Annotated in this window: 24 protein-coding genes and 4 tRNA genes; 18 read left to right on the forward strand and 10 right to left on the reverse strand. The window is 60.6% G+C overall.

Annotation, left to right across the window (positions count from 1 at the left end; translation table 11 throughout):
• Nucleotides 1-5: 5 nt before the first annotated feature.
• From cobU to ASD95_RS11305, 8 genes are read left to right on the forward strand one after another with little or no spacing between them, the layout of a single operon-like run.
• A complete protein-coding gene (gene cobU, locus ASD95_RS11275; protein ID WP_056721728.1) occupies nucleotides 6-527 on the forward strand; it encodes a bifunctional adenosylcobinamide kinase/adenosylcobinamide-phosphate guanylyltransferase in 522 nt (173 codons plus the stop codon).
• Nucleotides 524-1,579 carry a nicotinate-nucleotide--dimethylbenzimidazole phosphoribosyltransferase gene (cobT, locus tag ASD95_RS11280; protein ID WP_056721730.1) on the forward strand — a complete coding sequence of 352 codons (1,056 nt, stop codon included), beginning with the start codon at nucleotides 524-526 and terminating at the stop codon, nucleotides 1,577-1,579. The genes cobU and cobT overlap by 4 nt, the downstream gene beginning before the upstream one ends.
• A complete protein-coding gene (gene cobC, locus ASD95_RS11285; protein WP_056721732.1) occupies nucleotides 1,576-2,151 on the forward strand; it encodes an alpha-ribazole phosphatase family protein in 576 nt (191 codons plus the stop codon). Before cobT ends, cobC begins: the two co-directional genes overlap by 4 nt.
• 2 nt (nucleotides 2,152-2,153) lie before the next feature.
• The gene (locus ASD95_RS11290) at nucleotides 2,154-2,885 is read left to right on the forward strand and encodes an adenosylcobinamide-GDP ribazoletransferase (protein ID WP_056721734.1); all 732 of its coding nucleotides are present in this window, start codon (nucleotides 2,154-2,156) and stop codon (nucleotides 2,883-2,885) included.
• A gap of 56 nt (nucleotides 2,886-2,941) precedes the next feature.
• A complete protein-coding gene (locus tag ASD95_RS11295) occupies nucleotides 2,942-3,346 on the forward strand; it encodes a MarR family winged helix-turn-helix transcriptional regulator (RefSeq protein WP_046037619.1) in 405 nt (134 codons plus the stop codon).
• A gap of 52 nt (nucleotides 3,347-3,398) precedes the next feature.
• Nucleotides 3,399-4,607 carry an MFS transporter gene (locus ASD95_RS11300; protein WP_056721736.1) on the forward strand — a complete coding sequence of 403 codons (1,209 nt, stop codon included), beginning with the start codon at nucleotides 3,399-3,401 and terminating at the stop codon, nucleotides 4,605-4,607.
• Nucleotides 4,604-4,726, forward strand: a complete 123-nt coding sequence (locus tag ASD95_RS30100) for a hypothetical protein (RefSeq protein ID WP_007977581.1) — start codon at nucleotides 4,604-4,606, stop codon at nucleotides 4,724-4,726. Before ASD95_RS11300 ends, ASD95_RS30100 begins: the two co-directional genes overlap by 4 nt.
• Nucleotides 4,727-4,781: 55 nt before the next feature.
• A complete protein-coding gene (locus tag ASD95_RS11305) occupies nucleotides 4,782-5,333 on the forward strand; it encodes a glutathione peroxidase (protein WP_056721738.1) in 552 nt (183 codons plus the stop codon).
• An 87-nt stretch (nucleotides 5,334-5,420) separates the two neighbouring features.
• Here the strand turns inward: ASD95_RS11305 and ASD95_RS11310 are convergent, their stop codons facing one another.
• The 3 genes from ASD95_RS11310 to ASD95_RS11320 form a co-directional block, all read right to left on the reverse strand.
• Entirely contained in the window at nucleotides 5,421-6,692 is a 1,272-nt protein-coding gene (locus ASD95_RS11310; protein ID WP_056721740.1) for an OmpP1/FadL family transporter, read from the reverse strand.
• A 146-nt stretch (nucleotides 6,693-6,838) separates the two neighbouring features.
• A complete protein-coding gene (locus tag ASD95_RS11315) occupies nucleotides 6,839-7,321 on the reverse strand; it encodes a hypothetical protein (protein ID WP_056721742.1) in 483 nt (160 codons plus the stop codon).
• Nucleotides 7,322-7,596: 275 nt separating this feature from the next.
• Nucleotides 7,597-7,821 carry a hypothetical protein gene (locus tag ASD95_RS11320; RefSeq protein ID WP_007898912.1) on the reverse strand — a complete coding sequence of 75 codons (225 nt, stop codon included), beginning with the start codon at nucleotides 7,819-7,821 and terminating at the stop codon, nucleotides 7,597-7,599.
• Nucleotides 7,822-8,828: 1,007 nt separating this feature from the next.
• Between ASD95_RS11320 and ASD95_RS11330 the strand changes: the two genes are divergently transcribed.
• The gene (locus ASD95_RS11330) at nucleotides 8,829-9,152 is read left to right on the forward strand and encodes a hypothetical protein (protein ID WP_082562890.1); all 324 of its coding nucleotides are present in this window, start codon (nucleotides 8,829-8,831) and stop codon (nucleotides 9,150-9,152) included.
• Between the two features lie 175 nt (nucleotides 9,153-9,327).
• Entirely contained in the window at nucleotides 9,328-10,692 is a 1,365-nt protein-coding gene (rmuC, locus tag ASD95_RS11335; protein WP_162252406.1) for a DNA recombination protein RmuC, read from the forward strand.
• Nucleotides 10,693-10,734: 42 nt separating this feature from the next.
• Here the strand turns inward: rmuC and ASD95_RS11340 are convergent, their stop codons facing one another.
• Both ASD95_RS11340 and ASD95_RS11345 read right to left on the reverse strand, forming a co-directional pair.
• Entirely contained in the window at nucleotides 10,735-14,205 is a 3,471-nt protein-coding gene (locus ASD95_RS11340) for a hybrid sensor histidine kinase/response regulator (RefSeq protein WP_056721748.1), read from the reverse strand.
• A gap of 212 nt (nucleotides 14,206-14,417) precedes the next feature.
• Entirely contained in the window at nucleotides 14,418-14,954 is a 537-nt protein-coding gene (locus tag ASD95_RS11345) for a TetR/AcrR family transcriptional regulator (RefSeq protein WP_056721750.1), read from the reverse strand.
• 148 nt (nucleotides 14,955-15,102) lie between these two features.
• Between ASD95_RS11345 and ASD95_RS11350 the strand changes: the two genes are divergently transcribed.
• The 4 genes from ASD95_RS11350 (at nucleotide 15,103) to ASD95_RS11365 (ending at nucleotide 19,880) form a co-directional block, all read left to right on the forward strand.
• Entirely contained in the window at nucleotides 15,103-16,293 is a 1,191-nt protein-coding gene (locus tag ASD95_RS11350) for an MFS transporter (RefSeq protein WP_056721752.1), read from the forward strand.
• Between the two features lie 48 nt (nucleotides 16,294-16,341).
• The gene (locus ASD95_RS11355; RefSeq protein ID WP_056721754.1) at nucleotides 16,342-16,653 is read left to right on the forward strand and encodes a cupin domain-containing protein; all 312 of its coding nucleotides are present in this window, start codon (nucleotides 16,342-16,344) and stop codon (nucleotides 16,651-16,653) included.
• Nucleotides 16,654-16,756: 103 nt separating this feature from the next.
• Nucleotides 16,757-17,908, forward strand: coding sequence for a TDT family transporter (locus tag ASD95_RS11360; RefSeq protein WP_056721755.1), 1,152 nt, complete (start codon nucleotides 16,757-16,759; stop codon nucleotides 17,906-17,908).
• Nucleotides 17,909-18,005: 97 nt separating this feature from the next.
• Nucleotides 18,006-19,880, forward strand: a complete 1,875-nt coding sequence (locus ASD95_RS11365) for an MFS transporter (RefSeq protein WP_056721757.1) — start codon at nucleotides 18,006-18,008, stop codon at nucleotides 19,878-19,880.
• Between the two features lie 65 nt (nucleotides 19,881-19,945).
• Here the strand turns inward: ASD95_RS11365 and sugE are convergent, their stop codons facing one another.
• From sugE to rdgC, 3 genes are all read right to left on the reverse strand, one after another.
• Complete coding sequence (gene sugE / locus ASD95_RS11370) at nucleotides 19,946-20,260, reverse strand: quaternary ammonium compound efflux SMR transporter SugE (RefSeq protein ID WP_056721759.1); 315 nt, start codon at nucleotides 20,258-20,260, stop codon at nucleotides 19,946-19,948.
• Nucleotides 20,261-20,378: 118 nt separating this feature from the next.
• Nucleotides 20,379-21,344, reverse strand: a complete 966-nt coding sequence (locus ASD95_RS11375; RefSeq protein WP_056721760.1) for a bile acid:sodium symporter family protein — start codon at nucleotides 21,342-21,344, stop codon at nucleotides 20,379-20,381.
• A gap of 148 nt (nucleotides 21,345-21,492) precedes the next feature.
• Nucleotides 21,493-22,413, reverse strand: coding sequence for a recombination-associated protein RdgC (gene rdgC, locus ASD95_RS11380; protein WP_007969735.1), 921 nt, complete (start codon nucleotides 22,411-22,413; stop codon nucleotides 21,493-21,495).
• 159 nt (nucleotides 22,414-22,572) lie between these two features.
• On the opposite strand from rdgC, the gene ASD95_RS11385 reads away from it, so the two are divergent.
• The 4 genes from ASD95_RS11385 to ASD95_RS11400 all read left to right on the forward strand — a co-directional run bounded on the left by ASD95_RS11385 (nucleotide 22,573) and on the right by ASD95_RS11400 (nucleotide 23,116).
• Nucleotides 22,573-22,648, forward strand: a tRNA-Val gene (locus tag ASD95_RS11385).
• 19 nt (nucleotides 22,649-22,667) lie between these two features.
• Nucleotides 22,668-22,744 (forward strand) — tRNA-Asp (locus ASD95_RS11390).
• 200 nt (nucleotides 22,745-22,944) lie between these two features.
• Nucleotides 22,945-23,020 (forward strand) — tRNA-Val (locus tag ASD95_RS11395).
• A gap of 19 nt (nucleotides 23,021-23,039) precedes the next feature.
• A tRNA-Asp gene (locus ASD95_RS11400) sits at nucleotides 23,040-23,116 on the forward strand.
• A gap of 128 nt (nucleotides 23,117-23,244) precedes the next feature.
• On the opposite strand, the gene ASD95_RS11405 is transcribed toward ASD95_RS11400, so the two are convergent.
• Entirely contained in the window at nucleotides 23,245-24,381 is a 1,137-nt protein-coding gene (locus ASD95_RS11405; protein WP_056721762.1) for a catalase family protein, read from the reverse strand.
• Nucleotides 24,382-24,409: 28 nt separating this feature from the next.
• Nucleotides 24,410-26,212 (reverse strand): di-heme-cytochrome C peroxidase, encoded by a 1,803-nt coding sequence (locus tag ASD95_RS11410; RefSeq protein ID WP_056722295.1) that lies wholly within the window; start codon nucleotides 26,210-26,212, stop codon nucleotides 24,410-24,412.
• Nucleotides 26,213-26,403 lie beyond the last annotated feature (191 nt).

Genomic DNA, 26,403 nt, shown 5'->3' on the forward strand with positions numbered 1-26,403 from the left:
TAACCATGCTCCAACTGATCCTCGGCGGCGCCCGCTCCGGCAAGAGTCGCCTGGCTGAAAAACTCGCCCTCGACAGCGCCCTGGCCGTGACCTATATCGCCACCAGCCAGCCACTGGACGGAGAAATGAACGAGCGGGTCGCTCATCACCGCGCCCGTCGCCCTGCTGAATGGGCACTGATCGAAGAACCACTGGAACTGGCCCGCGTACTGCGTGAAAACTCCCGTGTCGACCACTGTCTGCTGGTGGATTGCCTGACCCTGTGGCTGACCAATCTGCTGATGCTCGACGATGCCGAGCGCTTGAAAGCCGAGCGTGATGCCTTGCTGGACTGCCTGGCATCGCTGCCGGGTGAAATCATTTTTGTCAGCAACGAGACCGGAATGGGTGTCGTGCCGCTGGGCGAATTGACTCGCCGCTATGTCGATGAAGCCGGTTGGCTGCATCAAGCTCTGGCTGAGCGTTGTCAGCGTGTCGTCCTGACCGTCGCCGGCCTGCCCCTGACTTTGAAAGGAACTGCGTTATGACTCAATCCTGGTGGCTGAACCCGTGCAAGCCGGTCGATACCCAAGTAGTCGAACAGGCCCGGGCGCGGCAACAGCAACTGACCAAGCCGGCCGGCTCCCTCGGCCAGCTGGAAGCGTTGGCGGTGCAGTTGGCGGGTTTGCAAGGGCGGGTCAAACCGAGCCTGGAGCAGGTTTGGATCGCGATTTTTGCCGGTGACCACGGCGTCGTCGCCGAGGGCGTGTCGGCGTTTCCCCAGGAAGTGACCGGGCAGATGCTGCTCAATTTCGTCAGCGGTGGTGCGGCGATCAGCGTATTGGCGCGGCAACTGGGCGCTTCCCTCGAGGTGGTTGACCTTGGCACGGTCACGCCGTCGCTGGACCTGCCGGGGGTGCGCCACCTGAACGTCGGCCCGGGCACGGCAAATTTTGTACAGGGACCGGCCATGACCCAGGCCCAGGGGCAACTCGCCTTGCAGGCCGGCCGTGACAGCGTGCAGCGGGCAATCGCCAGCGGTGCGCAGTTGTTTATCGGTGGCGAGATGGGCATCGGTAACACCACCGCCGCCAGCGCCCTGGCGTGCGCGCTGCTCGATTGCCCGGTGGTGCATTTGACCGGGCCTGGTACCGGGCTCAATGCTGAAGGTGTCAGCCACAAGGCCCAGGTCATCGGGCGCGCCCTGGCAATGCATGGCGCGCAGCGTGGCGATGCCTTGCAGACCCTGTTCAACCTCGGCGGTTTTGAGATCGCCGCGCTGGTCGGTGCCTATCTCGCCTGTGCCCAGGACGGTGTCGCGGTGTTGGTGGATGGCTTCATTTGCAGTGTCGCGGCGCTGGTTGCTGTGCGTTTGAATCCTGATTGCCGTCAGTGGTTGTTGTTCGGCCATCGCGGCGCCGAGCCGGGGCATCGTCATGTGCTGGAAACCCTGGACGCTCAACCCTTGCTCGATCTCGGCCTGCGGCTGGGCGAAGGCAGTGGCGCGGCGTTGGCAGTGCCGCTGCTGCGCCTGGCGTGCGACCTGCACGGGCAGATGGCGACCTTCGCCGAAGCCGCCGTGGCAGATCGTCCGGCATGACCTTGCGCGTGGATCTGTTGCGTCACGGTGAAACCGAACTCGGCGGCGGCTTGCGCGGCAGCATCGATGATGCGTTGACCGACACGGGCTGGGCGCAGATGCGCGCCGCCGTGATCGGGCAAGGGCCGTGGGATCGGCTGGTCAGTTCGCCGTTGCAGCGTTGTGCGCTGTTTGCCGAGGAACTCGCTGCGCAACTGGGTGTGCCGGTGCAGTTGGACAAGAACCTGCAAGAGTTGCATTTCGGCGCCTGGGAAGGGCAGAGCGCGGCGGCGTTGATGGAAACCGACGCGCAGGCCCTGGGTCTGTTCTGGGCCGATCCCTATTCGTTCACGCCGCCTCAGGGGGAGCCGGTTGCAGAGTTTTCGGCTCGGGTGCTGGCCGCGCTGGAGCGTTTACACGCGAACTGTGCCGATGAGCGCATTCTGCTGATCAGTCATGGCGGTGTGATGCGTCTGTTGCTGGCACAAGCGCGCGGGCTGCCGCGGGAACAACTGCTCAACGTTGAGGTCGGGCATGGTGCGCTGTTTTCGCTGACGGTGGAGCCTGCGGGCGTGTTGAAGGAAGTGCTCTGACCATGCTGCCATTCTGGATCGCCCTGCAATTTCTCAGCAGCCTGCCGATTCGCCTGCCCGGCATGCCAGAGTCCCGGGATCTGGGGCGGTCGCTGCTGTTTTATCCGCTGGTGGGATTGCTCTTTGGCGCCATTCTGTGGGCAGTCAACTGGCTGTTGCTCGGCACGCCGACGTTGCTGCACGCGGCGTTGTTGCTGAGCCTTTGGGTGCTGCTCAGCGGCGGCCTGCACCTGGATGGCCTGGCGGACAGCGCCGACGCCTGGCTCGGTGGTTTTGGCGATCGTGAGCGCACGTTGACCATCATGAAAGACCCGCGCAGCGGGCCGATCGCCGTGGTGACGCTGGTGCTGGTGTTGCTGCTCAAATTCACCGCACTGCTGGCGCTGATCGAACAGCCGCATTCACTGGCATTGATCATTGTGCCGTTGATCGGTCGCAGTGCATTGCTCGGCTTGTTCCTGACCACGCCGTACGTGCGTGCCGGTGGCCTGGGCCAGGCATTGTCCGATCATCTTCCGCGTTCGGCGGGCAAGCAGGTGCTGGCGGTCAGCGCACTAGCCTGTGTGTTGATCGTCGGTTTGAGTGGTGTGGTGGTTGTGGTGTTGGCGGTTATTGGTTTTGTCTGGCTGCGCCAGGTGATGCTGCGGCGCCTGGGCGGCACGACGGGGGACACGGCGGGTGCGATGCTGGAGTTGCTGGAAGTTGCAGTGCTGGTAGGCTTGGCGCTGTTTTAACTGTTATTCCAGCTCTGTAACTTGATTTAACCGACTCGCGGGTATATACACGCACCATGCTCGATTCCCAATGTTTATGCATCAACCTGCGTCGCGCCGCCCGTGGCGTCAGCAGGCACTACGACGGCGCTCTCGATGGCTTCGGGATCAACGTTGCGCAGTATTCTTTGCTGTGCAATCTGCAGCGTCTGGATCAGCCGAGCATTTCGACCCTGGCCGAGGCCATGGGCCTGGATCGCAGTACCCTGGGGCGTAATTTGCGGGTGCTGGAGGGTGATGGCCTGGTGACGCTGGTCGAGGGCGAGGACATGCGCAACCGCATCGTCCTGCTGACCGAGGCCGGGGCAGAGCGTCTCAAGGCTGCCTTGCCGGCCTGGGAAGCCGCGCAGCAACGTTTGATCGATCGCCTGGGTGCCGAGAAGCGCGAAACCTTATTGAAGCTGTTGGATGAACTGGCATGATGCCGGTTTTTTCGATCATAAGCGGGTATATACCCGCTACCGGAGAACAACAATGACATCGATGTGGCGTACATGCGGCTGGGTTCTGTTGGGGAGTGCGCTGATCCTTGCGTTGTCGCTGGGTGTCCGCCATGGCTTCGGGCTGTTTCTGGCGCCGATGAGCTCCGAGTTCGGTTGGGGGCGTGAAGTCTTTGCCTTCGCTATCGCCCTGCAGAACCTGATCTGGGGCCTCGCTCAGCCGTTCACCGGCGCCCTGGCCGACCGCTTCGGCGCGGCGAAAGTGGTGCTGATCGGTGGCGTCCTGTACGCGGCCGGGCTGATTTGCATGGGGCTCTCCGACTCGGCGATGACCCTGTCACTGAGCGCCGGCCTGCTGATCGGTATCGGACTGTCTGGTACATCGTTCTCGGTGATCCTCGGCGTGGTCGGCCGTGCGGTGCCGCCGGAAAAACGCAGCATGGGCATGGGGATCGCCAGTGCGGCCGGTTCGTTCGGCCAGTTCGCGATGTTGCCCGGCACACTCGGTCTGATCGGATGGCTTGGCTGGTCCGCGGCGCTGCTGGTGCTGGGCTTGCTGGTGGCGTTGATCGTGCCGCTGGTGGGCATGCTCAAGGACAAGCCGCTGCCCGTCATGGGCCACGAACAGACCCTTGGCGAAGCGCTGCGTGAGGCCTGCTCCCATTCCGGATTCTGGCTCCTGGCGTTCGGCTTTTTTGTGTGCGGATTCCAAGTGGTGTTCATCGGCGTGCACTTGCCGGCCTATCTGGTGGATCAACATCTTCCGGCGACGGTCGGCACCACGGTGCTGGCGCTGATCGGGCTGTTCAACATTTTCGGCACCTATACCGCCGGATGGCTCGGCGGGCGCATGTCCAAGCCGCGGTTGCTCACCGGTCTGTACTTGCTGCGGGCGGTGGTCATTGCCTTGTTCCTGTGGGCGCCGGTGACGACCACCACGGCCTACCTGTTCGGCATGGCCATGGGCTTTCTGTGGCTGTCGACGGTGCCGTTGACCAACGGCACGGTGGCGACCTTGTTTGGTGTGCGAAATCTGTCCATGCTCGGCGGGATTGTTTTCCTGTTTCACCAGCTCGGTTCGTTTCTGGGTGGCTGGTTGGGCGGGGTGGTGTATGACCGAACCGGGAGTTATGACTTGATCTGGCAAGTGGCAATTCTCTTGAGCCTGTTGGCCGCTGCCCTCAACTGGCCGGTGCGTGAGCGGCCGGTAGAGCGTCTGCAATCACAAATGAGTGCGATATGAACAGTCTTTGGCCGCGGATCGCCGTAGCCGCCGTCTGCGCCTTATTGCTGGCATTGTCGTGGTGGGGCTGGCATCAAGGCGGACTGGCGCTGATGCAGTTGGGCATGGGTGCTTGCTAGTGAGCGGCGAGGGCGAGTAACGTCACTTTTGACGAGTTATCAAGGATGCACCGACATGCTGATGCGCTGGATTGCAGTCCCCGCGTTGCTGGTGACGTTTACCGGACTGGCCTGCGCGGCCGAGTGCCCGGAACTGTTGCAAGGATCACTGCAAAAGCTGCGCGCCAAGGAATCCATCGACCTGTGCCAACGGTATGAAGGTAAGCCGCTGGTGGTGGTCAATACTGCGAGCTTCTGCGGTTTCGCCCCGCAGTTCAAGAGTCTTGAGGCGCTGAATCAGCGTTACAAAGGGCAGGGGCTGGAAGTACTGGGTGTTCCGTCCAATGACTTCAAGCAGGAGTCCAGGGACGGTGCCGAGACCGCCAAGGTTTGTTACGTCAACTATGGCGTGACTTTCACTATGACCGAGCCGCAGCCGGTACGTGGCGCCGACGCAACCCATCTGTTCAAGGTGCTGGCCGAACAAAGCAGTGCGCCAAAATGGAATTTCTACAAATACGTGGTCGATCGCAAGGGTAAGGTGATCGCCAGCTTTTCCAGCCTGACCAAGCCCGATGATCCCGAGTTCATTGCGGCGGTGGAGCAAGCCCTGGCTTCACAACCTTGATTTGCACCCACTGAAAAGCCCCGCCTCTGTGAAGAGAGCGGGGCTTTTTTGATTCCGTTGGCGAGCGTTCAGGCTCGCCGGGAATCATCAGAAGCGGTAGGTCGCACCGAGACCGAAACCGTTCGCGTAGTTTTCATACTTGGCGTTGTAGGTCTGGCCACGGTCGTTGCTGTTGTTGACCTTGACCGACTCTTCGCGCAGGTACGAATACGCCAGGTCGATGGTCAGGTCGTCGGTCGGGCTCCAGCCGGCGCCCACGCTGAAAATCTTGCGATCGCCAGTCGGGATGCGTGGGGAGCGGTCGACGTTGTTGGTCGGTGCCTGGTCAATGGACAGACCGGTACGCAGTACCCATTGCTTGTTCAACTGGTAGGACGCGCCGATGGCGTGAGCCCAGGTGTCGTGCCAGTTCTGTTCTTCAGTGATGGTGCCGAACTGGCCGTTCAGAACAGCCGGAACGCCTTTGTTTTCAACGGTGATTTCTTTCAGGCGGCTCCAGCGGGTCCAGGTGCTGCCTGCGTAAAGAGTCCACTTGTCGTCGAGCTGGTGAGTGACCGAGAAGTCCACCGATTCAGGTGTGGTCAGGTCCAGCGAAGCGTCGTATTTCTGGCTTGGGTTCTGGCCGATCAGGCCCAGCACGTTGTAGTTGACCTTGGTGTCACCGTCGAGCTTGTACTTCACTTTCGAGTGGTAGGTCAGGCCGACGCGAGTGCTGTCGGTGGCTTGCACCAGCACGCCGATGTTGTAGCCCAGCGCGGTGTCGTCCCCCTTGATCTTGACCTTGCCATCGGGCTGGGACTGGGTGATCGACAGGTTCGATTCCAGGGTGCCGTCGATGCGGTTGATGGTTGGGCCAAAACCGATGGAAACCTTGTCGTTGAAGGCGTAGCTGACCGTCGGTTGCAGGGTGACGATCTTGACTTCGCTCTTGCTGCCGAAATAGCGGCCGGCAAAGCCGTTTTCGTAGTCGGTTACCAGACCGAATGGTGCGTATACGCCCACACCGAAGGCCCACTTGTCGTCGATTGGCTTGACGTAGTAGCCCATAGGGACGGCGATGAACGGAACCATGTCGCCGTCGTTGCTGCCGCCGTTCGGGCTGGAGCTTGCGTGGCTGATGTCAGTGTGTGCGTCGAGCATCGCAATACCGCCGGTGACTTGTTCGCGCTTGATGCGCGACATGCCGGCAGGGTTGCCAAAAATGGTGCTTGCGTCATCGGCAGAGGAAGATCGCCCGGCAAAACCTGTACCCATCCCGCTGATGCTTTGTTCGTTGATGGCAAAGCCACTTGCAAAGATCTGGGTGGATGCCATGGCAACGGCGAGACTGATGGTGGTTTTGAGCATTACTTTTTTCATTATTAGAACTCCTGGTGATCACCGGGGCGAAAATTACCAACATTTTCGTTCCGGCGCCATAGGCTGTATGCCTTGATTTAGAGCGGTTTTGTAGGACAATCCGACCAGATTCGCGGCGTGTTGCGCGATCTTTGGATCCAGGTGTGTCAGCAGGCTACCTGATTCAACGGTGAAACACAGGTTTGCCAAGCGCTGGTGAAATCACGCAGGCGTCCCTGGGGCTGAAATGTCTGGCGCCAGATCCTGGCCATACCCAACAAATCATCAGGGGCGGGGAGGGGGGTGTTCTGTTCTTCCACCAGCAGCCAGGCGATGGCTGTGGCGTAACGCAGGTTGACGGTCAATTCGAGGTGCGGGCCACTGAGAAACGCATGCTGGCTGGCCAGGCCGCGGACCAGGCTTGCACGGTCCGGATCAAGGGCCAGGTAGTGATCCCATAGGGCTTGGTGGCGGGGCTCGGCAATGCGGTACAGGCCGTGCCCACGGCGGTCATGCAGGGCGGAACCAAGGGCGGACTGGCTGGCGGCAATGCCCAGCAGCAAGGATTCGGCAGTAGCGCTATGGCGTCCGAGGTAGATCAAGGTCGGACGAATCACATAACGGCACAGTTCGCTGGCAGCGATACCCATAAAACCCTCGAAACCTGAAATGGACGGCGATACCTGAAAGGGGCTTGGCAGCAGTGGATCGGCTCAGGCTCGCCGCAAGCGGGTCAAGCCGCTTGAGTTGAAGTGTAGTGTCATATTCGCGCTGTAAAGGCCTGTTTTTAAAATATTTCCAGCGACCAGTTATAACCCTTATATCGGATCGTGCTTAGTCGTGATTCGAGGGCAAGGAAATATCGGGCAATAAAAAGCCCCGCTTTTCGGGCAGGGCTTTTGGGGTTTTCAGCCTGTCTGGCGTTTCAGGCAACCAGTGCCTGACGGGTACGCTCGATCACGGCCTGCAGCGGCTCGGCGCTGGAGTATTGATCGGGGTACAGGCGTTCGCTGTGACGAGCGATACCGTGTTCGTTGACCAGGGTGAAGCTGAAGCAGCCTTTGCGAGCGGCCATGATCAGGCAGTTCATTGGTGCAAAAGCGTTGGTTAGGGTGCGAATGGCATCCTGAGTGTGGATTTGAGTAGACATTATTGGGTGTTCCTACAAATGACACGGATAAGAACCGTGCAACGTTAAAACGTTCCAGTAACGTCGATCACCATTGATCGAACGAAGAACCCGACTGGAACAAAGCAGCCAGTTTGAAGCGCTGATAAGTTGGCGCGCTTGGGCTGGCAGGTAGGTACTTAGGAGGGCAGGCAACACATCAAGGGCAAAGGTTCTGGGCCCGGGGTGAAGATCCTGATCAATTTGCAGGTTGGTTCGAGCAGAGTAGGCAGGCGGAGCAACACCCTTTGCTTTCGATTCAAAGGTTGTGTTGGCGCAAGATTTACCTGGAAACCATCGAGGTGGTCGATCCCGCTTGTTCGGTGGAGGCTTCCGTTGGGAAGGCTGACCGGGGGGATTTGTTCGACCAGAATTGACTTTCAGCTTGGTACTAACGCCGCGGATACTAACGGATTGAACTGGCCAAGGGAAGTGTGATAGTGAAAAGAATTTCCCGGCGGGTGCCTGATCGGGCTGTTTTTCCTTGTGGAGGCGCGGATAAAGCTGCACGGTCCGGGATTGATACGCCCTGTTTCGAGACAGAATCCGACCGCCGGTCATCGACGTTTGAAGCGGCGCAGCCGTCTGGAAACCGGGTTTGCCAGGGTTTGTCCCCAGGCACGACAAAAAAATGCGCCGAAAAAGGGCGTCGATATAACCATCGCAAAGGCACTTGTGCACATTAGTTGCGCGGTCTGTCACCCCGCTGTCATCTCACGTTCAAGCGTAATGGCTGCCTGTAACCAAAATTTAAGTCAATGAAAAACATCGCTTTTTTTTACTGGTGAAAAAATCGTCAGTTTGACTGCGAGCCCCATTCCACAGGGCTTTGAGAGAGTTCGAGGGCGGTTGTCCACTGAGTTATCCACAGCTTCTGTGGATTGTCCCGAGCGCTTGCTCTAGGACGGGCGTGCCGGGATATTTTCAGCTTTACCTGTAAGAAAAAGAGAGTAAAGTTGCGCGCCTTCTGATCTGCCCCACAGTGCTTTATGAAGTTTCGCTCGGCCTCTGTTTCCTCTTCCTCCACACCGCCTTCTGTTGCCCCTGCCAAGCGCTTTTCCATGCGTGTGGCGGAGTGGCTGTTGGACAGTCCGCATCTGGGCGAAAACCGTAACGTCAAACACATCGCCGGACGTTTGCTCAAGCAACCGGCCCGTGAAGGTGTGGTGGCGGCGCAAAGTCGCCTTGGCCAGTTGATGTGTCGCGAATGCGGGAATGCCCGGGACCGCCGGATCGGTCAGGACCTGTTGCGCCAGGCCGCTCGGGCGGGTGATCACCGCGCGCAACAGGAACTGGGGCTGATCGAAGACTGAGCTGTCCAAGACCGGACCTCTTGGTTAACCTTCAGGCTTTATCCGAATGGCAGGAGTGGCTATGGCAATGGACTTGACCAGCTTATTGCTGGGTCTGGCAGGGGCTGGGTTGCCGTTGCTGGTATTGGCCTGGCAACTGCAACGTCGGGCCAGCACCACGCAAGCCGATGTCGCGCTGCTGCAAGAACGCCTGGCCATGGCGCAACTGGCGCAGGACGGATTGAACGCCCAGCTCGAGTCCAGCCGCGATGAAGCGGCTGATCTGACCCAGGCCAACGCCGCCAAACAGGCTGATCTGGCTGCGCTGCGTCGTGAAGTCGAGCTGTTGCAGATCGAGCGCGACGACGCCCGGGACGCCGCCCATGCGTGGAATATCGAACGCGCCGGCAAAGAAGCCGAGTTGCGCCGCCTGGACGCCCAGGCCGCGTCGCTCAACGCCGAATTGCGCGAGCAACAGGACAGTCATCAGCAGCGCCTCAACGATCTGCAAGGTTCGCGGGACGAGTTGCGCGCGCAATTCGCCGAGCTGGCGGGGAAAATTTTCGATGAGCGCGAGCAGCGCTTTGCCGAGACCAGCCAGCAGCGCCTGGGGCAGTTGCTCGATCCGCTCAAGGAACGCATCCAGTCCTTCGAAAAACGTGTCGAGGAAAGCTATCAGAACGAGGCCCGTGAGCGTTTCTCCCTGGCCAAGGAGTTGGAGCGCCTGCAACAGCTGAATTTGCGCCTGAGCGATGAGGCCACCAACCTGACTCGCGCCTTGAAAGGGCAGAAGACCCAGGGCAATTGGGGCGAGCTGATTCTTGAGCGCGTGCTCGAGCATGCGGGGCTGGAGAAGGGCCGCGAGTACCAGACTCAGGTCAATCTCAAGGGACCGGACGGCGAGCGCTTCCAGCCGGACGTGATCATTTATCTGCCGGGCGACAAGCAGGTGGTGGTCGACTCCAAAGTCAGCCTGACGGCCTATCAGCAATACGTCGCGGCTGAAGACGAGGCTATCGGCCAGATCGCGATCAAGCAGCACGTGCTGTCGTTGCGCAATCACGTCAAAGGCCTGGCCGGCAAGGATTACAAGCGCCTCGATGGCTTGCACAGCCTGGATTTCGTGTTGCTCTTCGTGCCGATCGAGGCGGCGTTTTCGGCCGCGCTGCAGGCTGAACCGACGCTGTTCCAGGAGGCGTTCGACCGCAACATCGTGATCGTCAGCCCGACCACCTTGCTGGCGACCCTGCGGGTCATCGACAGCCTGTGGAAGCAGGAGCGCCAGAGCCAGAATGCCCGGGAAATCGCCGAGCGGGCCGGGTGGCTGTACGACAAGTTCGTGCTGTTTATCCAGGATCTGGACGAGGTCGGCAATCGCTTGCAGCAACTGGACAAGGCCTACAGTTCGGCACGCAACAAGCTGACAGAGGGACGCGGCAACCTGGTCAGCCGCAGTGAACAGCTCAAGCTGTTGGGCGCGCGGGCGAGCAAGAGCTTGCCGGCGGATTTGCTGGAGCGGGCGATGACCGATGTCGATGGGTTGGTCGAGTTGCCGGAATAAACCGGCAGCGAAACATTAACCATTGTGGCGAGCTGATCCTCGCTACAACGGTATGTACCGGCTCAACAACGCGCGCAACGCCGCCGGCTTCACCGGTTTGGCCAGGTAATCCAGCCCTGCGGCATGCACCAGGTCGACCGTCTCCGGCCGGCCATCGGCGCTGATCACCACCCCCGGAACCGGCTCGCCCATCTGCGTGCGCAACCAGGCCATCAAATCGGTTCCGGTCTCGCCATGATCGAGGTGGTAATCCACCAGGGCCAATTGCGGACGCATGCCTTCGCCAAGCAACACGGCACATTCCTCGCGATTGCGCGCGGTCCAGACCTGGCAACCCCAGCGGCTGAGCAGGCTGTTCATGCCGATCAGGATGCTGTCCTCGTTGTCGATACACAGCACCTGCGCGCCATTGAGCAACTTGCCGTTGAGCTCGGCGACCTTGAGCGGCGCTGCGGTTTGCGCTCGGGCCAGCGGCACGCTGACGCTGAACACGCTACCGCGTCCTGGCCAGGAGCGTACGCGCAAGGTATGACCGAGCACGCGACATAGCCCGTCGGCAATCGCCAGCCCCAGGCCGAGGCCTTTTTCGGCCTGGGTCTGGTGGCTGTCGAGGCGCTTGAACTCTTCGAAAATCACCTGCAGCTTATCTTCCGGGATGCCTGGCCCACGGTCCCAGACTTCCAGGCTCAGTTGCTCCTTGTGTCGGCGAACCCCCAGCAGCACCGGCCCTTTGCCGTAGCGGAAAGCGTTAGTCAGGAAGTTCTGCAAGATCCGCCGCAGCAGTTTGATGTCGCTGTCGACCCGCAACGTGCTGGCGCGAACCCGGAACTCCAGTTTTTGTTCTCGCGCCAGCGCCTTGAACTCTGTACCGAGGGTATCGAACAGTTCGTTGAGGGCGAATGGCTGGCGATTGGGGTTGATCTTGCCGTTTTCCAGGCGGGAAATGTCCAGCAGGTCGCTGATCAAGTCCTCGGCCGAGCGCAGCGAACTGTCCAGGTGCTCGACCAGTTTCTGTGCTTCGCCAGACAGACTATCGCCCTGATGGGAGAGGGCGGCGGAGAACAGCCGCGCCGCATTCAAGGGTTGCATCAAGTCATGGCTGACGGCCGCGAGGAAACGGGTCTTGGACTGGTTGGCGGCCTCGGCGGTGCCCTTGGCCTCGGTCAGGGCAATGTTGAGTTGTGACAATTCGTGGGTCCGTTCGGTGACCCGTCGCTCCAGCCCTTCGTTGGCTTCGGTCAGCGCTTGCTCGGCTTCGCGGAACGCGGTGATGTCGGTGAAGCTCATGACGAATCCACCGCCCGGCATCGGGTTGCCGATCAGCTCGATCACCCGGCCGTTGGGGAACAGGCGCTCGGAGGTGTGCGCGCGGCCCTGGCGCATCCAGTGCAGGCGACGCGCGACGTGCACTTCGGCTTCGCCCGGGCCGCACAGGCCGCGCTCGGCATTGTGGCGAATGATGTCGGCGATGGGCCGGCCAACTCTGATCAGGCCATCCGGGTAGTTGAACAAATCCAGGTATCGACGGTTCCAGGCCACCAGTTTCAGTGACTGGTCGACCACGCTGATGCCCTGGGTGATGTTCTCGATCGCGCCTTGCAGCAAGGCACGGTTGAACTGCAGCACCTCCGAGGCTTCGTCGGCGATGCGCACGACGTCCTCCAGTTGCATCTCGCGGCCTTCAATGGCGGCTTTTACCACCGCGCGGGTCGAGGAAGCGCCGAGCACACCGGCCAGCAAGCGTTCGGTATGGGCGATCCATTCATTGTCAGCGTTCTGGTTCGGGTTGAAGCCCTTGCCCTGGCGATAGGCAAAACGGATGAAGCTTTGACGGGCACGTTCTTCGCCGACGAAGCGCGCCGCCAGTTGTAGCAGGTCGTCGATCTGCACCGCCAGCATCGAACGTGCGCTGGGGCGGGCGCTGATTTCCTGGCCGATGAAGCGGCCCGCCTGCCAGTGCTCGGACACACGGGTGCGCGACAGTACCGAAACCCAGGCGAACAGCGTGAAGTTGCCTGCCAGCGACAGCACCACGCCCTGGGTCAGCGGGGTGATCGGCAAGTTCAGTGGGTTGCTGTGCAACCAGGCCAGCCCCGGGAAGGTGCTTAAGGACAGGCCGAGGCTGAGGGCGGCAATCGGCAGGACCAAGGTGTAGAACCACAGGAAGGTGCCTGCGGCGAGGCCGGCGAAAACGCCGCGGCGGTTGGCCTGTTTCCAGTACAGCGCACCGAGCATGGCGGGGGCCAGTTGGGTCACGGCGGCGAAGGCGATCTGGCCGATGGTCGCCAGGCTGGCGGTCGAGCCCAGCAGGCGATAACTGACGTAGGCCAGTAGCAGAATCACCACGATGCTGACGCGGCGCACCGACAGCATCCACTGGCGGAACACTTCGAACGGGCGCTCGGCGTTGTTGCGCCGCAGCAGCCAGGGCAGCAGCATGTCGTTGGAGACCATGGTCGACAGCGCCACGCTGGCCACGATCACCATGCCGGTGGCCGCCGATGCGCCACCGATAAACGCCAGCAGGGCCAGCGCTGGATGCGCCTGGGCCAGGGGCAGGCTGATGACGAACGAGTCCGGCAGCACCGAGCTGGGCAGCATCATCTGGCCGGCCAGGGCGATCGGCACGACAAACAAGGCGGCGAGGGCGAGGTAGGCCGGGAACACCCACTTGGCCAGGCGCAGATCCTGAGGGTCGATGTTCTCGACAACGGTCACGTGGAACTGCCGTGGCAGGCAAATAATCGCCATCATCGCCACACCGGTCTGCACCACCATCGACGGCCAGTTGATGGTTTCCTTCCAGTACTGCTCCAGGCGCGGCGCGAGCATGGCCTGGTCGAACAGGTCGTCGAATCCGTCGTACAGGCCGTAGGTCACGAAGGCGCCGACAGCGAGGAACGCGAACAGCTTCACCAATGATTCGAAGGCAATCGCAAGCACCATGCCGCGGTGGTGCTCCGTGGCGTCGAGGTTGCGGGTGCCGAAGACGATGGTGAACAGCGCCAGCACCAGCGATACGATCAGCGCGGTGTCCTGGGCGCGGGTGCCCATGGCGTCGGCACCGGCGCCGATCAGCAGGTTCACGCCAAGCACGATGCCTTTGAGCTGCAGCGCGATGTAGGGCAGCACACCGACCAGGCAAATCAGCGCCACCACCACCGCCAGTGACTGGGATTTGCCATAGCGTGCGGCGATGAAGTCGGCGATCGAGGTGATGTTTTCCTGTTTGCTGATCATCACCATTTTTTGCAGGACCCACGGCGCGCCGACCAGCAACAGGATCGGCCCGAGGTAGATCGGCAGGAACGACCAGAGCTGTTCGGCGGCCTGGCCCACGGCACCGAAGAAGGTCCAGCTGGTGCAGTAGACCGCCAGCGACAGGCTGTACACCCACGCCCGCACACGCGGCGGCAAGGGCGCGCTGCGACGGTCGCCATAGAAGGCGATAGCGAACATGATGGCCATATAGGCCAGGGCGACGACGGCAATCAGCCCGGTGGACAGCGACATGGGGACTCCAGACAAAAGACATCCGGACCTCCCGCCCGGACAGACAGTCTCGCACGACCGCCAGCGTTAGTCAGTGTCGACCAAGGTCGTGGCGTGGCGGGGTGTCGCAGGAGGATTTTCAGTGTCTGGACCGGCCCCATCGCGAGGCTCGCTCCCACAATTGGCCTGCCGCACACATTCCCTGTGGGAGCGAGCCTGCTCGCGAATGGGTTTCACTGATTCAACGCGATCTCGATCAATCGGTGCAATTGCTCAACCTCAAGCGGCGCCTCGGCAAACAGGATGCGAAACACCGTCGGCGCCGCGATCAGGTTGATCAGGCGATCGACACTGGGCTTGGGCTGATCCGGATAGCGATCCAGAATCGTCTGCAGTTGCCCGCCAATGATGGTCGCGCAATAACTCGGCTTCAATGCTGCCTGCACGTCGTACAGCATGTTGCGGCCAGGTTCGGAGCTCATCTCGTCCAGGTACTGCTCGGCCCAGGCCCGCACGTCGCCGTGAAGGCTGCCGGTATTGGCCGGCTCGTTGTCGGGCTGCATGCGGGCGAGGGCGACGTCGGCCAGCAGCGCCGACACATCGCCCCAGCGTCGATAGATGGTGGACGGTGTGACACCCGCGCGCGCCGCAATTTGCGGCACCGTCACGCTGGCGCGGTCCTGCTCCTCAAGGAGTTGGCGCACGGCCGAATGAATCGACTCTTGTACCCGGGCGCTGCGGCCGCCGGGGCGTAATGTGGGAGCGGTCATCTTGTGTTTCCTGTATTGCACCGGGTCTTGCGGCAGGCACCCGGTCCTGAAAGCCATGCATCGGACCTTAACACAAAGAATTTGCTTTAAGAGAGATCCAGTAGCACACTCCGCAAAAGCAAATAATTAGCTTTTGTGGAGTGTGTCCATGCCCGGTTCTTCTTCAAATCGCGCCAGCCTGTGGTTTCTGGCAATTACCTTGCTTAGCTTCCTGGCGGCTTCCACTGCGCCGACACCGCTTTATCACCTGTATCAGGAGCAGATGCAGTTTTCGGCCGCGACCCTGACCCTTATTTTCGGCGTTTACGCCCTCAGCCTGTTGGCGGCGTTGCTGACGGTCGGCTCGATGTCGGATTACCTGGGACGCAAACCGGTGATCTTTACGGCGGTGCTGCTGAACACCCTGGCGATGTTGCTGTTTATCTACGCCGACAGCGTTGCGTGGCTGATCAGTGCCCGGGTCCTGCAGGGGTTTGCCACCGGCATGGCAACTGCCGTGTTGAGTGCAACCTTGCTGGACACCGATCGCCAGCATGGCCCACTGGTCAATAGCGTCGCGCCCTTGATCGGCATGGCTCTGGGTGGAATGGGCTGCGGTTTGCTGGCCGAATTTGCTCCGGCGCCGTTACACCTGACCTATTGGCTGCTACTTGTCCTGTTCGTGATGCAGGCTGTATGGGTCTGGCGTTTGCCGGAGAGCGTCACGCGCCAGTCCGGGGCTTGGGCATCATTGCGACCGACCCTGCATGTGCCGGTCCAGGCGCGTGCGACGTTATGGCGTGTTTTACCGCTTAACACGGCGACCTGGGCGCTCGGCGGTTTTTACGCGTCGCTGGCACCTTCATTGGTGCGCACGGCAACCGGTTCAACGTCGAACCTGATTGGCGGGGCGACCGTCGCCGCATTGACGGTGACCGGTGCCCTGATGATTTACACACTACGCAATCAGGCGGCGACCAAGGCGCTGCAATTGGGTGCCTGTTCGCTGCCGACGGGCGTCGCACTGATTCTACTGGGCGTGCACAGCGCCAGTTTGCCGCTGTTTTTCCTCGGCACGCTGGTCGCCGGTTGTGGCTTCGGCGCCGGTTTCCTCGGAGCGGTGCGCAGTCTGGTGCCGCTGGCCTTGCCCCATGAGCGCGCCGGGTTGATGTCGGCGTATTACGTGCTGAGTTATCTGGCGTTTTGCCTGCCGGCGCTGCTGGCCGGGAACCTGGCGCGGACCTTTGGTCTGGTGGCAACCACCGATGGCTATGGTGCGGTGCTGATGGTGCTGGCCCTCAGTGCAATGGCGGGTTTACTGCGATCACGTTCGGCCAGGGCCTGCGAGGCCAACCGGTAAAATTGAGTTAGCCTTGGCACCCACTCAGCTCACTCGAAGGATCGGACCATGAAGATCATCCGCAGCAAATCGTTCACTGGCGAGCGTGCCTGGGCCGCGCTGGACATCGCCAGCATGAACGGTATCACCACGCGCCTGCACTGGACTGATCAACCCTACAAGTGGCACGTCAACGATGGCGAGGAAGTGTTCGTGGTGCTCGATGGCCAGGTGCGGATGCGTTATCGCGAAGAGGGGCTGGAGCGGGAGGCCTTGCTGGAGGTCGGTGACATTTTCCATGCCTCGGTTGGCACTGAGCATGTGGCACATCCGCTAGGACCGGCCCGGATATTGGTGATCGAATCGGAAGGGAGTGTCTGACAATATAGGTAATATCGATAAGATATAGAGATATTACCCGTTATATAGATATTCTATTCGGATCTAACATGGGCTCTACCTCACGAGAGGACAGGAGTTCGCCATGACATGCGCCAATAGCACCAAGCCCGGAATCAAACCTTTCAGTCACTTGCAGCATCCCCGCGAGGTGATCCGCCAGTTCACCCCCAACTGGTTCGCGGCCACTATGGGCACCGGCGTGCTGGCGTTGGCACTGGCGCAATTGCCGGTCGCCACACCTGCCTTGCACGCCTTTGCCGAAGCCCTCTGGCTGTTCAATATCGCTCTGTTCCTGCTGTTTACCGCGCTATACACGGCGCGTTGGGTGCTGTTTTTCGACGAAGCGCGACGTATTTTCGGCCACTCCACGGTTTCGATGTTTTTCGGCACCATTCCCATGGGCCTGGCGACCATCATCAATGGCTTCCTGGTGTTTGGCCTGCCGCGCTGGGGCGAAGGGGTGATTCACCTCGCCGAGGTGCTGTGGTGGCTGGATGTGGCGATGTCGCTGGCCTGTGGCGTGCTGATTCCCTACATGATGTTCACCCGTCAGGAGCACAGCATCGACCAGATGACGGCAGTCTGGTTGTTGCCGGTGGTCGCGGCTGAAGTGGCGGCCGTCAGCGGGGGGTTGTTGGCGCCGCACTTGGCCGACGCTCATTCGCAACTGGTGGTGCTGGTGACCAGCTACGTGCTCTGGGCTTTTTCCCTGCCGGTGGCCTTCAGCATCCTGACCATTCTGATGCTGCGCATGGCCCTGCATAAACTGCCCCACGAAAACATGGCCGCCTCGAGCTGGCTGGCCCTTGGCCCGATCGGCACCGGTGCGCTGGGCATGCTGGTACTGGGCGGCGACGCACCGTTGATTTTCGCGGCCAACGGTATGCCGGGAGTCGGTGAGATTGCCTCTGGATTGGGTCTGGTGGCCGGCATCACCCTGTGGGGCTTCGGTCTGTGGTGGATGCTGATGGCGTTGCTGATCACTGTGCGCTACCTGCGGGCCGGCATTCCTTTCAATCTCGGCTGGTGGGGTTTCACTTTCCCGTTGGGCGTCTATTCTCTGGCGACGTTGAAGCTGGCCAGTACCTTGAACCTGACATTCTTCGGTGTCTTTGGCTGTGTGCTGGTGGCATTGCTGGCGGTGATGTGGCTGATCGTCGGCAAGCGCACGGTGCTGGGCGCCTGGCGTGGCGAGCTGTTTGTCTCGCCGTGCATTGCCGGATTGAAGAAATAACCGGCAAAGAATTAGGTAAGGTGTGGCCTGGATCGACTTTTGATAATCCAATAAGAATCCAGGCCACTCGTTACCTATCATCAGGGACACATGGAAGATGAGTCACCCCTCACAGTTCACCTTGCTACGCACCCGGCGCTTCCTGCCGTTCTTCGTCACCCAGTCCCTCGGGGCGTTCAACGACAACGTGTTCAAGCAGTCGTTGATCCTGGCCATTTTGTACAAGCTGACCATCGAGGGTGACCGCTCGATATGGGTCAACCTGTGTGCGCTGCTGTTTATCCTGCCGTTCTTCCTGTTCTCGGCCCTGGCCGGGCAATTCGGGGAAAAGTTCGCCAAGGACGCGTTGATCCGCCTGATCAAGCTTGGGGAAATCGCCATCATGGCGGTCGGTGCCGTCGGCTTCATGTTCGATCACTTGTCGTTGATGCTGCTGGCGCTGTTCGCCATGGGCACCCACTCGGCGTTGTTCGGGCCGGTGAAGTACTCGATCCTGCCGCAAGCCCTGCATGAAGATGAGCTGGTAGGCGGCAACGGCCTGGTGGAAATGGGCACCTTCCTGGCGATCCTTGCCGGCACCATTGGTGCCGGGATCATGATGTCTTCGGCGCATTACGCACCGGTGGTGTCCGTGGCAATCATCGGCACTGCCGTGCTCGGCTACCTGGCCAGTCGCAGCATTCCCCGGGCGGCGGCCGCCACGCCGCAAATGCGCCTGAACTGGAACATCTTCAGCCAGTCCTGGGCCACGTTGAAGCTGGGCCTGGGGCAAACGCCGGCGGTGTCACGCTCGATTGTCGGCAACTCGTGGTTCTGGTTTGTCGGGGCGATTTACCTGACGCAGATCCCGGCCTATGCCAAGGAGTGGATGCACGGCGACGAAACCGTGGTGACGCTGATTCTGACGGTGTTCTCGGTCGGCATCGCATTGGGTTCGCTGCTGTGCGAGAAGCTCTCCGGGCGCAAAGTCGAGATCGGACTGGTGCCGTTCGGATCGTTCGGCCTGACCGTTTTTGGTCTGCTGCTGTGGTGGCATTCTGGTGGAATCCCGGACAGCGCCACTGGCCATGGCTGGATCGAGATCCTCGGTTTCAGCCACACCTGGCTGGTGTTGCTCGACATCCTCGGCCTGGGCGTCTTTGGCGGTTTCTACATCGTGCCGCTGTACGCGCTGATCCAGTCACGTACGGCGGAGAACGAACGGGCGCGGGTGATTGCCGCCAACAATATCCTCAATGCCTTGTTCATGGTGGTGTCGGCGATTGTCTCGATCATCTTGCTGAGTGTGGCCGAGCTGTCGATCCCGCAGCTGTTCCTGGTGGTGTCGTTGCTGAACATCGGCGTCAACGCCTACATCTTCAAGATCGTCCCCGAGTTCACCATGCGTTTCATGATCTGGCTGCTCAGCCATTCCATGTACCGCGTCGAGCATCGCAATCTGGATTTGATCCCCGATGAAGGCGCGGCGTTGCTGGTGTGCAATCACGTGTCATTCGTCGACGCCTTGCTGATTGGCGGCGCGGTGCGTCGGCCGATTCGCTTTGTCATGTACTACAAGATCTACAACCTGCCGGTGCTGAACTTCATCTTCCGTACCGCGGGGACGATTCCGATTGCAGGGCGCCAGGAAGACATCCAGATATATGAACAAGCCTTCACGCGCATTGCCCGGTACCTGAAGGACGGTGAGCTGGTGTGCATCTTTCCCGAGGGTAAATTGACCGCCGATGGCCAGATCAATGAATTCAAGGGCGGGTTGACGCGGATTCTCGAAGAGACGCCAGTACCGGTGATTCCGCTGGCCTTGCAGGGGTTGTGGGGGAGTTTCTTCAGCCGCGATCCGGGCAAGGGACTGTTTCATCGCCTGTGGTCGCGAGTGACATTGGTGGCGGGGCCGGCGGTGGCGGTTGAAGTGGCGGAGCCGGCGAAGTTGCAGGCGTTGGTGGGGGAGTTGCGCGGGGCTGTCAGATAATGGTTGTTTGAACGGGCCTCATCGTCGGATCTCCGGGCGGCGATCCGACGATGGCGGTCTGAAAGTTAAGCGCTGACCTTCAGGCCAACAAGCCCGGAAATAATCAACGCCACACTCGTCAACCGCACCAGCGCCATGGATTCGCCAAACAGGACGATCCCGGCGATCACCGTGCCAACGGCGCCGACACCGGTCCAGATCGCATAGGCCGTACCCAGCGGCAATTCTTTCATTGCAAGGCCGAGCAAGCCAAGGCTGATCGCCATGGCCGCGACGGTCAACACGGTGGGGAGCGGGCGGGTGAAGCCGTCGGTGTACTTGAGGCCGACGGCCCAGCCGACTTCGAACAGGCCGGCGAAAAACAGAATGATCCAGGACATGAAGACCTCCATCGTCTGACGGGGTCGTCCCCTGATTAATGACTCGATCGAGCCGCGAGGTCGTCCTCGCGTTGCGCAATATAGTGCCCAGCATTAACCCGGGGATCAAGTTTTCAACTCAGTCACTGACCTGTTGCGCTGCCATTTCCCGATCCTGTTTCTCGCTCATGCGGCGGAAATACGTGGAGAGCAATGCCCCGGAAATGTTGTGCCACACACTGAACAGTGCACTTGGCACTGCCGCCAACGGCGAGAAGTGTGCGCTCGCCAACGCGGCGCCCAACCCGGAGTTCTGCATGCCGACTTCCAGGGCCAGGGACTTGCGCTGGGCCAGAGGCAGCTTGAACAGGCGCCCGGTGAAGTAACCCAGCAGGTAGCCGAAGCTGTTGTGCAGCATGACCACGGCCATGATCAACAGACCGGACTCTGCGATCTTCGCCTGGCTGGCGGCGACGACTGCCGTGACGATGATCACAATGCTGACCACCGACACCAGCGGCAATACGTCCACGGCGTGGCGAACCTTGTCGCCGAGCACTCGTTGGGCAACCACGCCCAGCACGATCGGCAACAGCACCACCTGCAGGATCGACCAGAACAATTCCATGAACGACACCGGCAACCAGGCCGAGGCCAGCAGCCAGATCAACGCCGGGGTCAGCAGCGGGGCGAGGAGGGTGGTGACGGCGGCGATGGCCACCGACAGCGCCAAGTCGCCACGGGCCAGCCAGGTCATCACGTTCGACGAGGTGCCGCTCGGGCAGCAGCCGACCAGAATCACGCCGACGGCGATTTCCGGTGGCAAGTGGAACGCCTGGCAGAGCAACCACGCCACGCCCGGCATGATCACGAAATGGGCCACCACGCCCAGGGCCACGCGCCATGGATGCCGAGCGACTTCGGCGAAGTCTTCGAGTTTGAGGGTCAGGCCCATGCCGAACATCACCAGCCCCAGCAAGGGCACGATGGCGCCCTTGAGGCCGATGAACCATGCCGGCTGCAGAAACGCCACGACAGCGAAAATCAGTACCCAGTAAGCGAAGGTGTTGCCGACAAAACGACTCAATGCAGCCAGTGCGCGCATGGCTTGATCCTTTTTTATTCAGTAGCACCACAAAACCAAATGTGGGAGCGGGCTTGCTCGCGAAAGCGGAGTATCAGTCAGTATCAATGTCGACTGACGCTCCGCTTTCGCGAGCAAGCCCGCTCCCACAGTTTGAGATCACAAGCTTTTAGATTCCCTGCGGAGTCTCTTCACCACCCAGCGCTTCAACCAGCGCCGGCAGGAAGTCGCCGAAGGTCAGCATCATCAGGGTGAAGCTGGCGTCCAGTTGGCCCAGGGCTTCGTCGCCGCCGTCCTGTTCCGCCTGGTCTTGCAGCAAGTCTTCGAACTTCAGGCGCTTGACCACCATTTTGTCGTCGAGGACGAACGACAGTTTGTCCTGCCAGGCCAGGGACAGTTGAGTGACCACTTTGCCGGTGCTCAGGTGCAGCTGGATTTCTTCGCTGGTCAGGTCCTGGCGCTTGCAACGCACGATGCCGCCGTCTTCGTGGGTGTCGCGCAGTTCGCACTCGTCCAGCACAAAGAAATCGTCCGCGGCTTTCTGGGTGGTGACCCACTCGGTCATGGTCGCGGTCGGGGACATCTTCACGGTCAGCGGGCGCACCGGCAAGGTGCCGATCACTTCGCGCAGGGTGGACAGCAAGTCTTCGGCGCGTTTCGGGCTGGCCGAGTTGACCAGGATCAGACCCTGTTTCGGCGCGATGGCGGCGAAGGTCGACGAGCGGCGGATGAAGGCGCGTGGCAGGAAGGCCTGGATGATTTCATCCTTGATCTGATCGCGTTCCTTCTTATAGACCTTGCGCATTTGCTCGGCTTCGATCTCTTCGACCTTTTCCTTGACCGCGTCACGCACGACGCTACCCGGCAAAATACGTTCTTCCTTGCGCGCGGACACCAGCAGGAAGTCACCGCTGACGTGCACCAGTGGCGCATCTTCGCCTTTGCCGAACGGCGCGACGAAACCGTAGGTGGTCAACTCCTGGCTTGCACATGGGCGCGCCAGTTTGGTGGCCAGTGCAGTTTCCAACGCCTCGGCATCAACAGGCAGATCTTGGGTCAGGCGATAGATAAGCAGGTTTTTGAACCACATGGGGTGAGTCTCTCCTTTATACAAAGGGGGGCATTATTGTCTTCGCCACGCCATAGGCCAACCTTTCTCTAAGCCTTTGGAAGGGCTGAGAAAATTATTGTAAAAAGTGCTTGCCAGAGGTTGGGTCGCTCCGTAGAATGCGCGCCACACCGAAGCGAAGGGTGATTAGCTCAGCTGGGAGAGCGTCTGCCTTACAAGCAGAATGTCGGCGGTTCGATCCCGTCATCACCCACCATTCGTTTTCAGTGTTACGCGCAGCGGTAGTTCAGTCGGTTAGAATACCGGCCTGTCACGCCGGGGGTCGCGGGTTCGAGTCCCGTCCGCTGCGCCATATTCGGTAACCTGGAGCACTGAACGCCAGGTCACCACGGAAAAAGCCCGCTTAGGCGGGTTTTTTTCTGCCTCAAGTTTGTCTGTTGTTCCTGTGGGTTGCATCGTTTCACCGGTTTGTAGATTTTTTGAAAAAAAACTTCAAATAAATCAACACTTTATAAAAACCTGTGGCATAATGTGCCCCGCAACGAAGGTAAAGGGTGATTAGCTCAGCTGGGAGAGCGTCTGCCTTACAAGCAGAATGTCGGCGGTTCGATCCCGTCATCACCCACCACTTACTTTCAACGCTACGCGCAGCGGTAGTTCAGTCGGTTAGAATACCGGCCTGTCACGCCGGGGGTCGCGGGTTCGAGTCCCGTCCGCTGCGCCATATTCGGTAACCTGGAACACTGAACGCCAGGTCACCACAGAAAGCCCGCCTAGTGCGGGCTTTTTGCTGTCTGGCGTTTGGCCAGACCATAAAGCGATCCGAGGATCGCTTTTTTTGTGCCTGCTCGATTATTGCTCGGCGTTGCGACTGTGTCGGTAGTCGCTGACGGCTTCATACACGGCCTTGCGCAGGCGATTGATCCCGCCGATGGGGCGGTGCGCCTCGACGCCGAACCAGGGATTGAACGACTGGTTGTCGCATTGCAGGTTTAGCGCCGGCGTATCGAAGTCCTGTGCCGGCACCTTGATCCGTGCCACCGTCTCGAAGGGCGCATCGCTCTCGCGCCACTCAATGCTGGTGTCTTCGATCGGCATGTACTGGTTGGCGTCCTGTCGCTGGATTTGCAAGGCGAAACACGCGGGCACCCGGTCGGTCGACAGCTGTTGGTTCAGCGCATTGCGCAGGAAGTTCGGCAACTTGCGATTCTGTTCCGGCAGGTTGTAGGTCGGGCAGTTATCCGGATCGGGCATGACCCGGAATTTCGCATTGGCTTCACCGAATTTGTAGGGTGAAACCGAAAAGTACGTCGTCTGGGTCGGGCTCGACGGGGCAGGGGCCAGTGTCGCCAGGGCAATGAACAGGTGGCGAACCTGCCAGGCGCGTGGATCCCGACCGGGGAAGAAGGCCATCAGCTTTTTACCGTCGGCCTGGGCGGCGACGTTCTGACGGTATTCGGCGACATCACTGACAAAGAAGTTCGGGTGGCTGAACATCACAAAGTCCTGCTCGTTTCGCCCCTGCCGGTCGCTCAACAGTTGCTTGCCCGGCACATCGAACAGTTTGATCGCCATGCCCCGGGCGTCGCGGATGCTATCGAACTGCGGGTAGGCATTGCCGTTGGACAGGCGCATCGTCGCTTGCCAGGTTTTGCCCGGCTCGCTGAATACGCCCTGACGCAGTTCGCCTGGCAGTTCCGGCAGCACCTGAACCTCGGCCTTCACACAGCCGTGGGCCTTGGCATGGGCGTCGCGCAGGTAGCGGGTGCTTTCACGGTGCTGATCGACGATGCGCACGGCGGTCTGGATGATGTCCCGGGTCATCGCGGCTTCGTCGTCCGCCATCAACTCCTGCGCCGAAACCGGCCCGCGATGCTGCCAGGCAAACCAGGCGCCGGCCAGGGCCCAGCCCAGCACGCCGAGACCCAGCAACCACAGCAACAGGCTGGCGAGGACGGCGCCCAGGCGCAGCCAGAGAGTTATCAGCATGGGAACGTCCTTTTAACGGCGGTTGTGGTCATGGCAATTGCGCTTCCAGCGGGCCGCCCAGCACTTTCAGATATTCCAGCAGTGCCCAGCGTTCTTGTGGCTGCAATCCGCGGCCGATCACACCATTGCCGAGTTTGCCGGCCCGGAATTCATGGCCGCTGTTGTGGTTGCCGGTGATTCGTGTGTCGAACAGGAACCCGTTGGCAAAGGCTTCGGTGCGGTAACCCAGGTGTCCCGGGTCGTATTCGAACGTGCCTTTATAGAAGGTGGTCGCACGCTCATCCTGAGGCGACAGCAATTGATAAAGGCTCGGGACCGAACCGTTGTGCAGGTACGGCGCTGTCGCCCATACACCCGCCAATGGCCTGGCCTTGTACGAACGCAATTCGCGCACACCGATCGACAGGCCGAAACCGTCCATGTCAGGGCGCTCGGCAGGGGTGACGTTGGCGTCTTGATAGGCGCGGTCCTGGACAAAAGCGGTGACATAGGCCAACCCCTTGGCCACGGACATTTTGCTCAGGTCCAGTGGTTCGGCGGGCTTTGGCTCGACATCGAGTTTTTCCAGTTCCGCCTGCTTCCATTGCAAAGCTGTGAGGTCGAAGCGGTGGTCGGCGATGTTGTTGGCCGCGCCGGGGTCTGTGCCGATGTAATCCACCGGGAGCATTTTCAGGTGCTGGACGTATCGTCCCTCGCCCTGGCTGGTGCGCGGCACATGGCAACCTGCGCAGTTTTCGGCGAACAAGGCACGGCCCTTGGCTGCCAGGGTTTTGTCGACCTGGCCAAACAGTTCTTCAGGCCAGGCCGGAGGTGAAAGTCGTTGCAGGGTTTGTTCGATCAGGTGCAGATCGCGCACGCGGACGCTGGAGGGGTAGCGGGCATCACCCGTCAGCGGCTGGCCGCTCTTGTCGAAGAAGTTCAGCGTGGCGCCCACGCCCAGCGCCTCGCCGATGTTGCGAGCCATCGGTTGTTTCGCCGAGCCGTTCCACTGCACCCATTCGAACGTCCACATGTCCCACAACTGCGGATAATCGACCGGGGCATTGGCCACGCGGTAGTTGTCGGGGGATATCGCATCACCGAAGCTGGCGTTGGCGATGCGCCCGAAGGCGTCTGTGCGCCCCGGGCCTTCCTCGGTCGGATAGAGCCCGCGATGGGTGTCGTTCCAGGCCACTTTGAGGAAGGTATCCAGTGAAGATTTGAAATCTTTACGCAACTGTTGGTGGCGCGTTTCGTAGTCCTGGCCGAGCACGTTGCGTGCGAAGCGCTCGAATTTCCAAGGGTTGTAGTAAGTGGAGGCGAGGCTGGCCACCAGAGCCTGTCCGAAACTGCCGCCTTTGAGTGTAGGAACACTGGATGGCAGTACATGTTGCGCCGAGCCGCCATCGATACGCACGGCCTGGCCCTTGAATCGCAGTTCACCGGTGTGGCAAGCCGCGCAGGTGATATCCAGAAACATATCCGTGCTCCCCGCATTCTGGTGCCGCGTAAAGCCTGCGGGGAGGTTGCCGGGGTTGTTCGGTGTCGGCTTCTGGCCGGGGTCCACCAGGAAACCGAAGCGGGCGAGGTATTCGGGGGCGGCGAAGCGTTGTCGGGAGAAGGGCAGTTCGAGGGCGGTGAACCAGTCGTAGCGCAAGCCTTTGACCTGAGTGCCCTGGGGGGTGAAGTAATAGGTCTCGCGATCGGCGGCGCTCCATTGCTCCAGGTAATGCACTTGTTGCGCAGGCGACCAGGCCGGCAATTTCGGGTTGGCAACGTAGTAAAGCACCACGGCCATGACCAGTCCGAGCAGTACTGCGACGAGAGCCAGCAAGCGAAAGAAGAGGCGCAAGATAAACATCCTTGTCGAATTATCATGCGGTTATGCCCGAGTACGCAGGGTGCGGCAAGAGGCCATTACGCCAGATGTTGTAGTTCCGGAATCAGCCTGCGTCGGCGCAAAGTGAAAGAAGCTTCATCAGCCGAATAGTGAAAAGCGTTTAAACACCTGAACTTATCAATTGTTTCCGGCTCTCATGCCGG

The organism is Pseudomonas sp. Root71 (assembly GCF_001429045.1).
Lineage (GTDB): Bacteria > Pseudomonadota > Gammaproteobacteria > Pseudomonadales > Pseudomonadaceae > Aquipseudomonas > Aquipseudomonas monachiensis.

What these genes read in the sequence shown, in the direction of transcription:
- cobU (WP_056721728.1), top strand. Translation starts at nt 6, where the DNA reads ATGCTCCAACTGATCCTCGGCGGCGCCCGCTCCGGCAAGAGTCGCCTG.
- cobT (WP_056721730.1), top strand. Translation starts at nt 524, where the DNA reads ATGACTCAATCCTGGTGGCTGAACCCGTGCAAGCCGGTCGATACCCAA.
- cobC (WP_056721732.1), top strand. Translation starts at nt 1,576, where the DNA reads ATGACCTTGCGCGTGGATCTGTTGCGTCACGGTGAAACCGAACTCGGC.
- ASD95_RS11290 (WP_056721734.1), top strand. Translation starts at nt 2,154, where the DNA reads ATGCTGCCATTCTGGATCGCCCTGCAATTTCTCAGCAGCCTGCCGATT.
- ASD95_RS11295 (WP_046037619.1), top strand. Translation starts at nt 2,942, where the DNA reads ATGCTCGATTCCCAATGTTTATGCATCAACCTGCGTCGCGCCGCCCGT.
- ASD95_RS11300 (WP_056721736.1), top strand. Translation starts at nt 3,399, where the DNA reads ATGACATCGATGTGGCGTACATGCGGCTGGGTTCTGTTGGGGAGTGCG.
- ASD95_RS30100 (WP_007977581.1), top strand. Translation starts at nt 4,604, where the DNA reads ATGAACAGTCTTTGGCCGCGGATCGCCGTAGCCGCCGTCTGCGCCTTA.
- ASD95_RS11305 (WP_056721738.1), top strand. Translation starts at nt 4,782, where the DNA reads ATGCTGATGCGCTGGATTGCAGTCCCCGCGTTGCTGGTGACGTTTACC.
- ASD95_RS11310 (WP_056721740.1), bottom strand. Translation starts at nt 6,692, where the DNA reads ATGAAAAAAGTAATGCTCAAAACCACCATCAGTCTCGCCGTTGCCATG.
- ASD95_RS11315 (WP_056721742.1), bottom strand. Translation starts at nt 7,321, where the DNA reads ATGGGTATCGCTGCCAGCGAACTGTGCCGTTATGTGATTCGTCCGACC.
- ASD95_RS11320 (WP_007898912.1), bottom strand. Translation starts at nt 7,821, where the DNA reads ATGTCTACTCAAATCCACACTCAGGATGCCATTCGCACCCTAACCAAC.
- ASD95_RS11330 (WP_082562890.1), top strand. Translation starts at nt 8,829, where the DNA reads ATGAAGTTTCGCTCGGCCTCTGTTTCCTCTTCCTCCACACCGCCTTCT.
- ASD95_RS11340 (WP_056721748.1), bottom strand. Translation starts at nt 14,205, where the DNA reads ATGTCGCTGTCCACCGGGCTGATTGCCGTCGTCGCCCTGGCCTATATG.
- ASD95_RS11345 (WP_056721750.1), bottom strand. Translation starts at nt 14,954, where the DNA reads ATGACCGCTCCCACATTACGCCCCGGCGGCCGCAGCGCCCGGGTACAA.
- ASD95_RS11350 (WP_056721752.1), top strand. Translation starts at nt 15,103, where the DNA reads ATGCCCGGTTCTTCTTCAAATCGCGCCAGCCTGTGGTTTCTGGCAATT.
- ASD95_RS11355 (WP_056721754.1), top strand. Translation starts at nt 16,342, where the DNA reads ATGAAGATCATCCGCAGCAAATCGTTCACTGGCGAGCGTGCCTGGGCC.
- ASD95_RS11360 (WP_056721755.1), top strand. Translation starts at nt 16,757, where the DNA reads ATGACATGCGCCAATAGCACCAAGCCCGGAATCAAACCTTTCAGTCAC.
- ASD95_RS11365 (WP_056721757.1), top strand. Translation starts at nt 18,006, where the DNA reads ATGAGTCACCCCTCACAGTTCACCTTGCTACGCACCCGGCGCTTCCTG.
- sugE (WP_056721759.1), bottom strand. Translation starts at nt 20,260, where the DNA reads ATGTCCTGGATCATTCTGTTTTTCGCCGGCCTGTTCGAAGTCGGCTGG.
- ASD95_RS11375 (WP_056721760.1), bottom strand. Translation starts at nt 21,344, where the DNA reads ATGCGCGCACTGGCTGCATTGAGTCGTTTTGTCGGCAACACCTTCGCT.
- rdgC (WP_007969735.1), bottom strand. Translation starts at nt 22,413, where the DNA reads ATGTGGTTCAAAAACCTGCTTATCTATCGCCTGACCCAAGATCTGCCT.
- ASD95_RS11405 (WP_056721762.1), bottom strand. Translation starts at nt 24,381, where the DNA reads ATGCTGATAACTCTCTGGCTGCGCCTGGGCGCCGTCCTCGCCAGCCTG.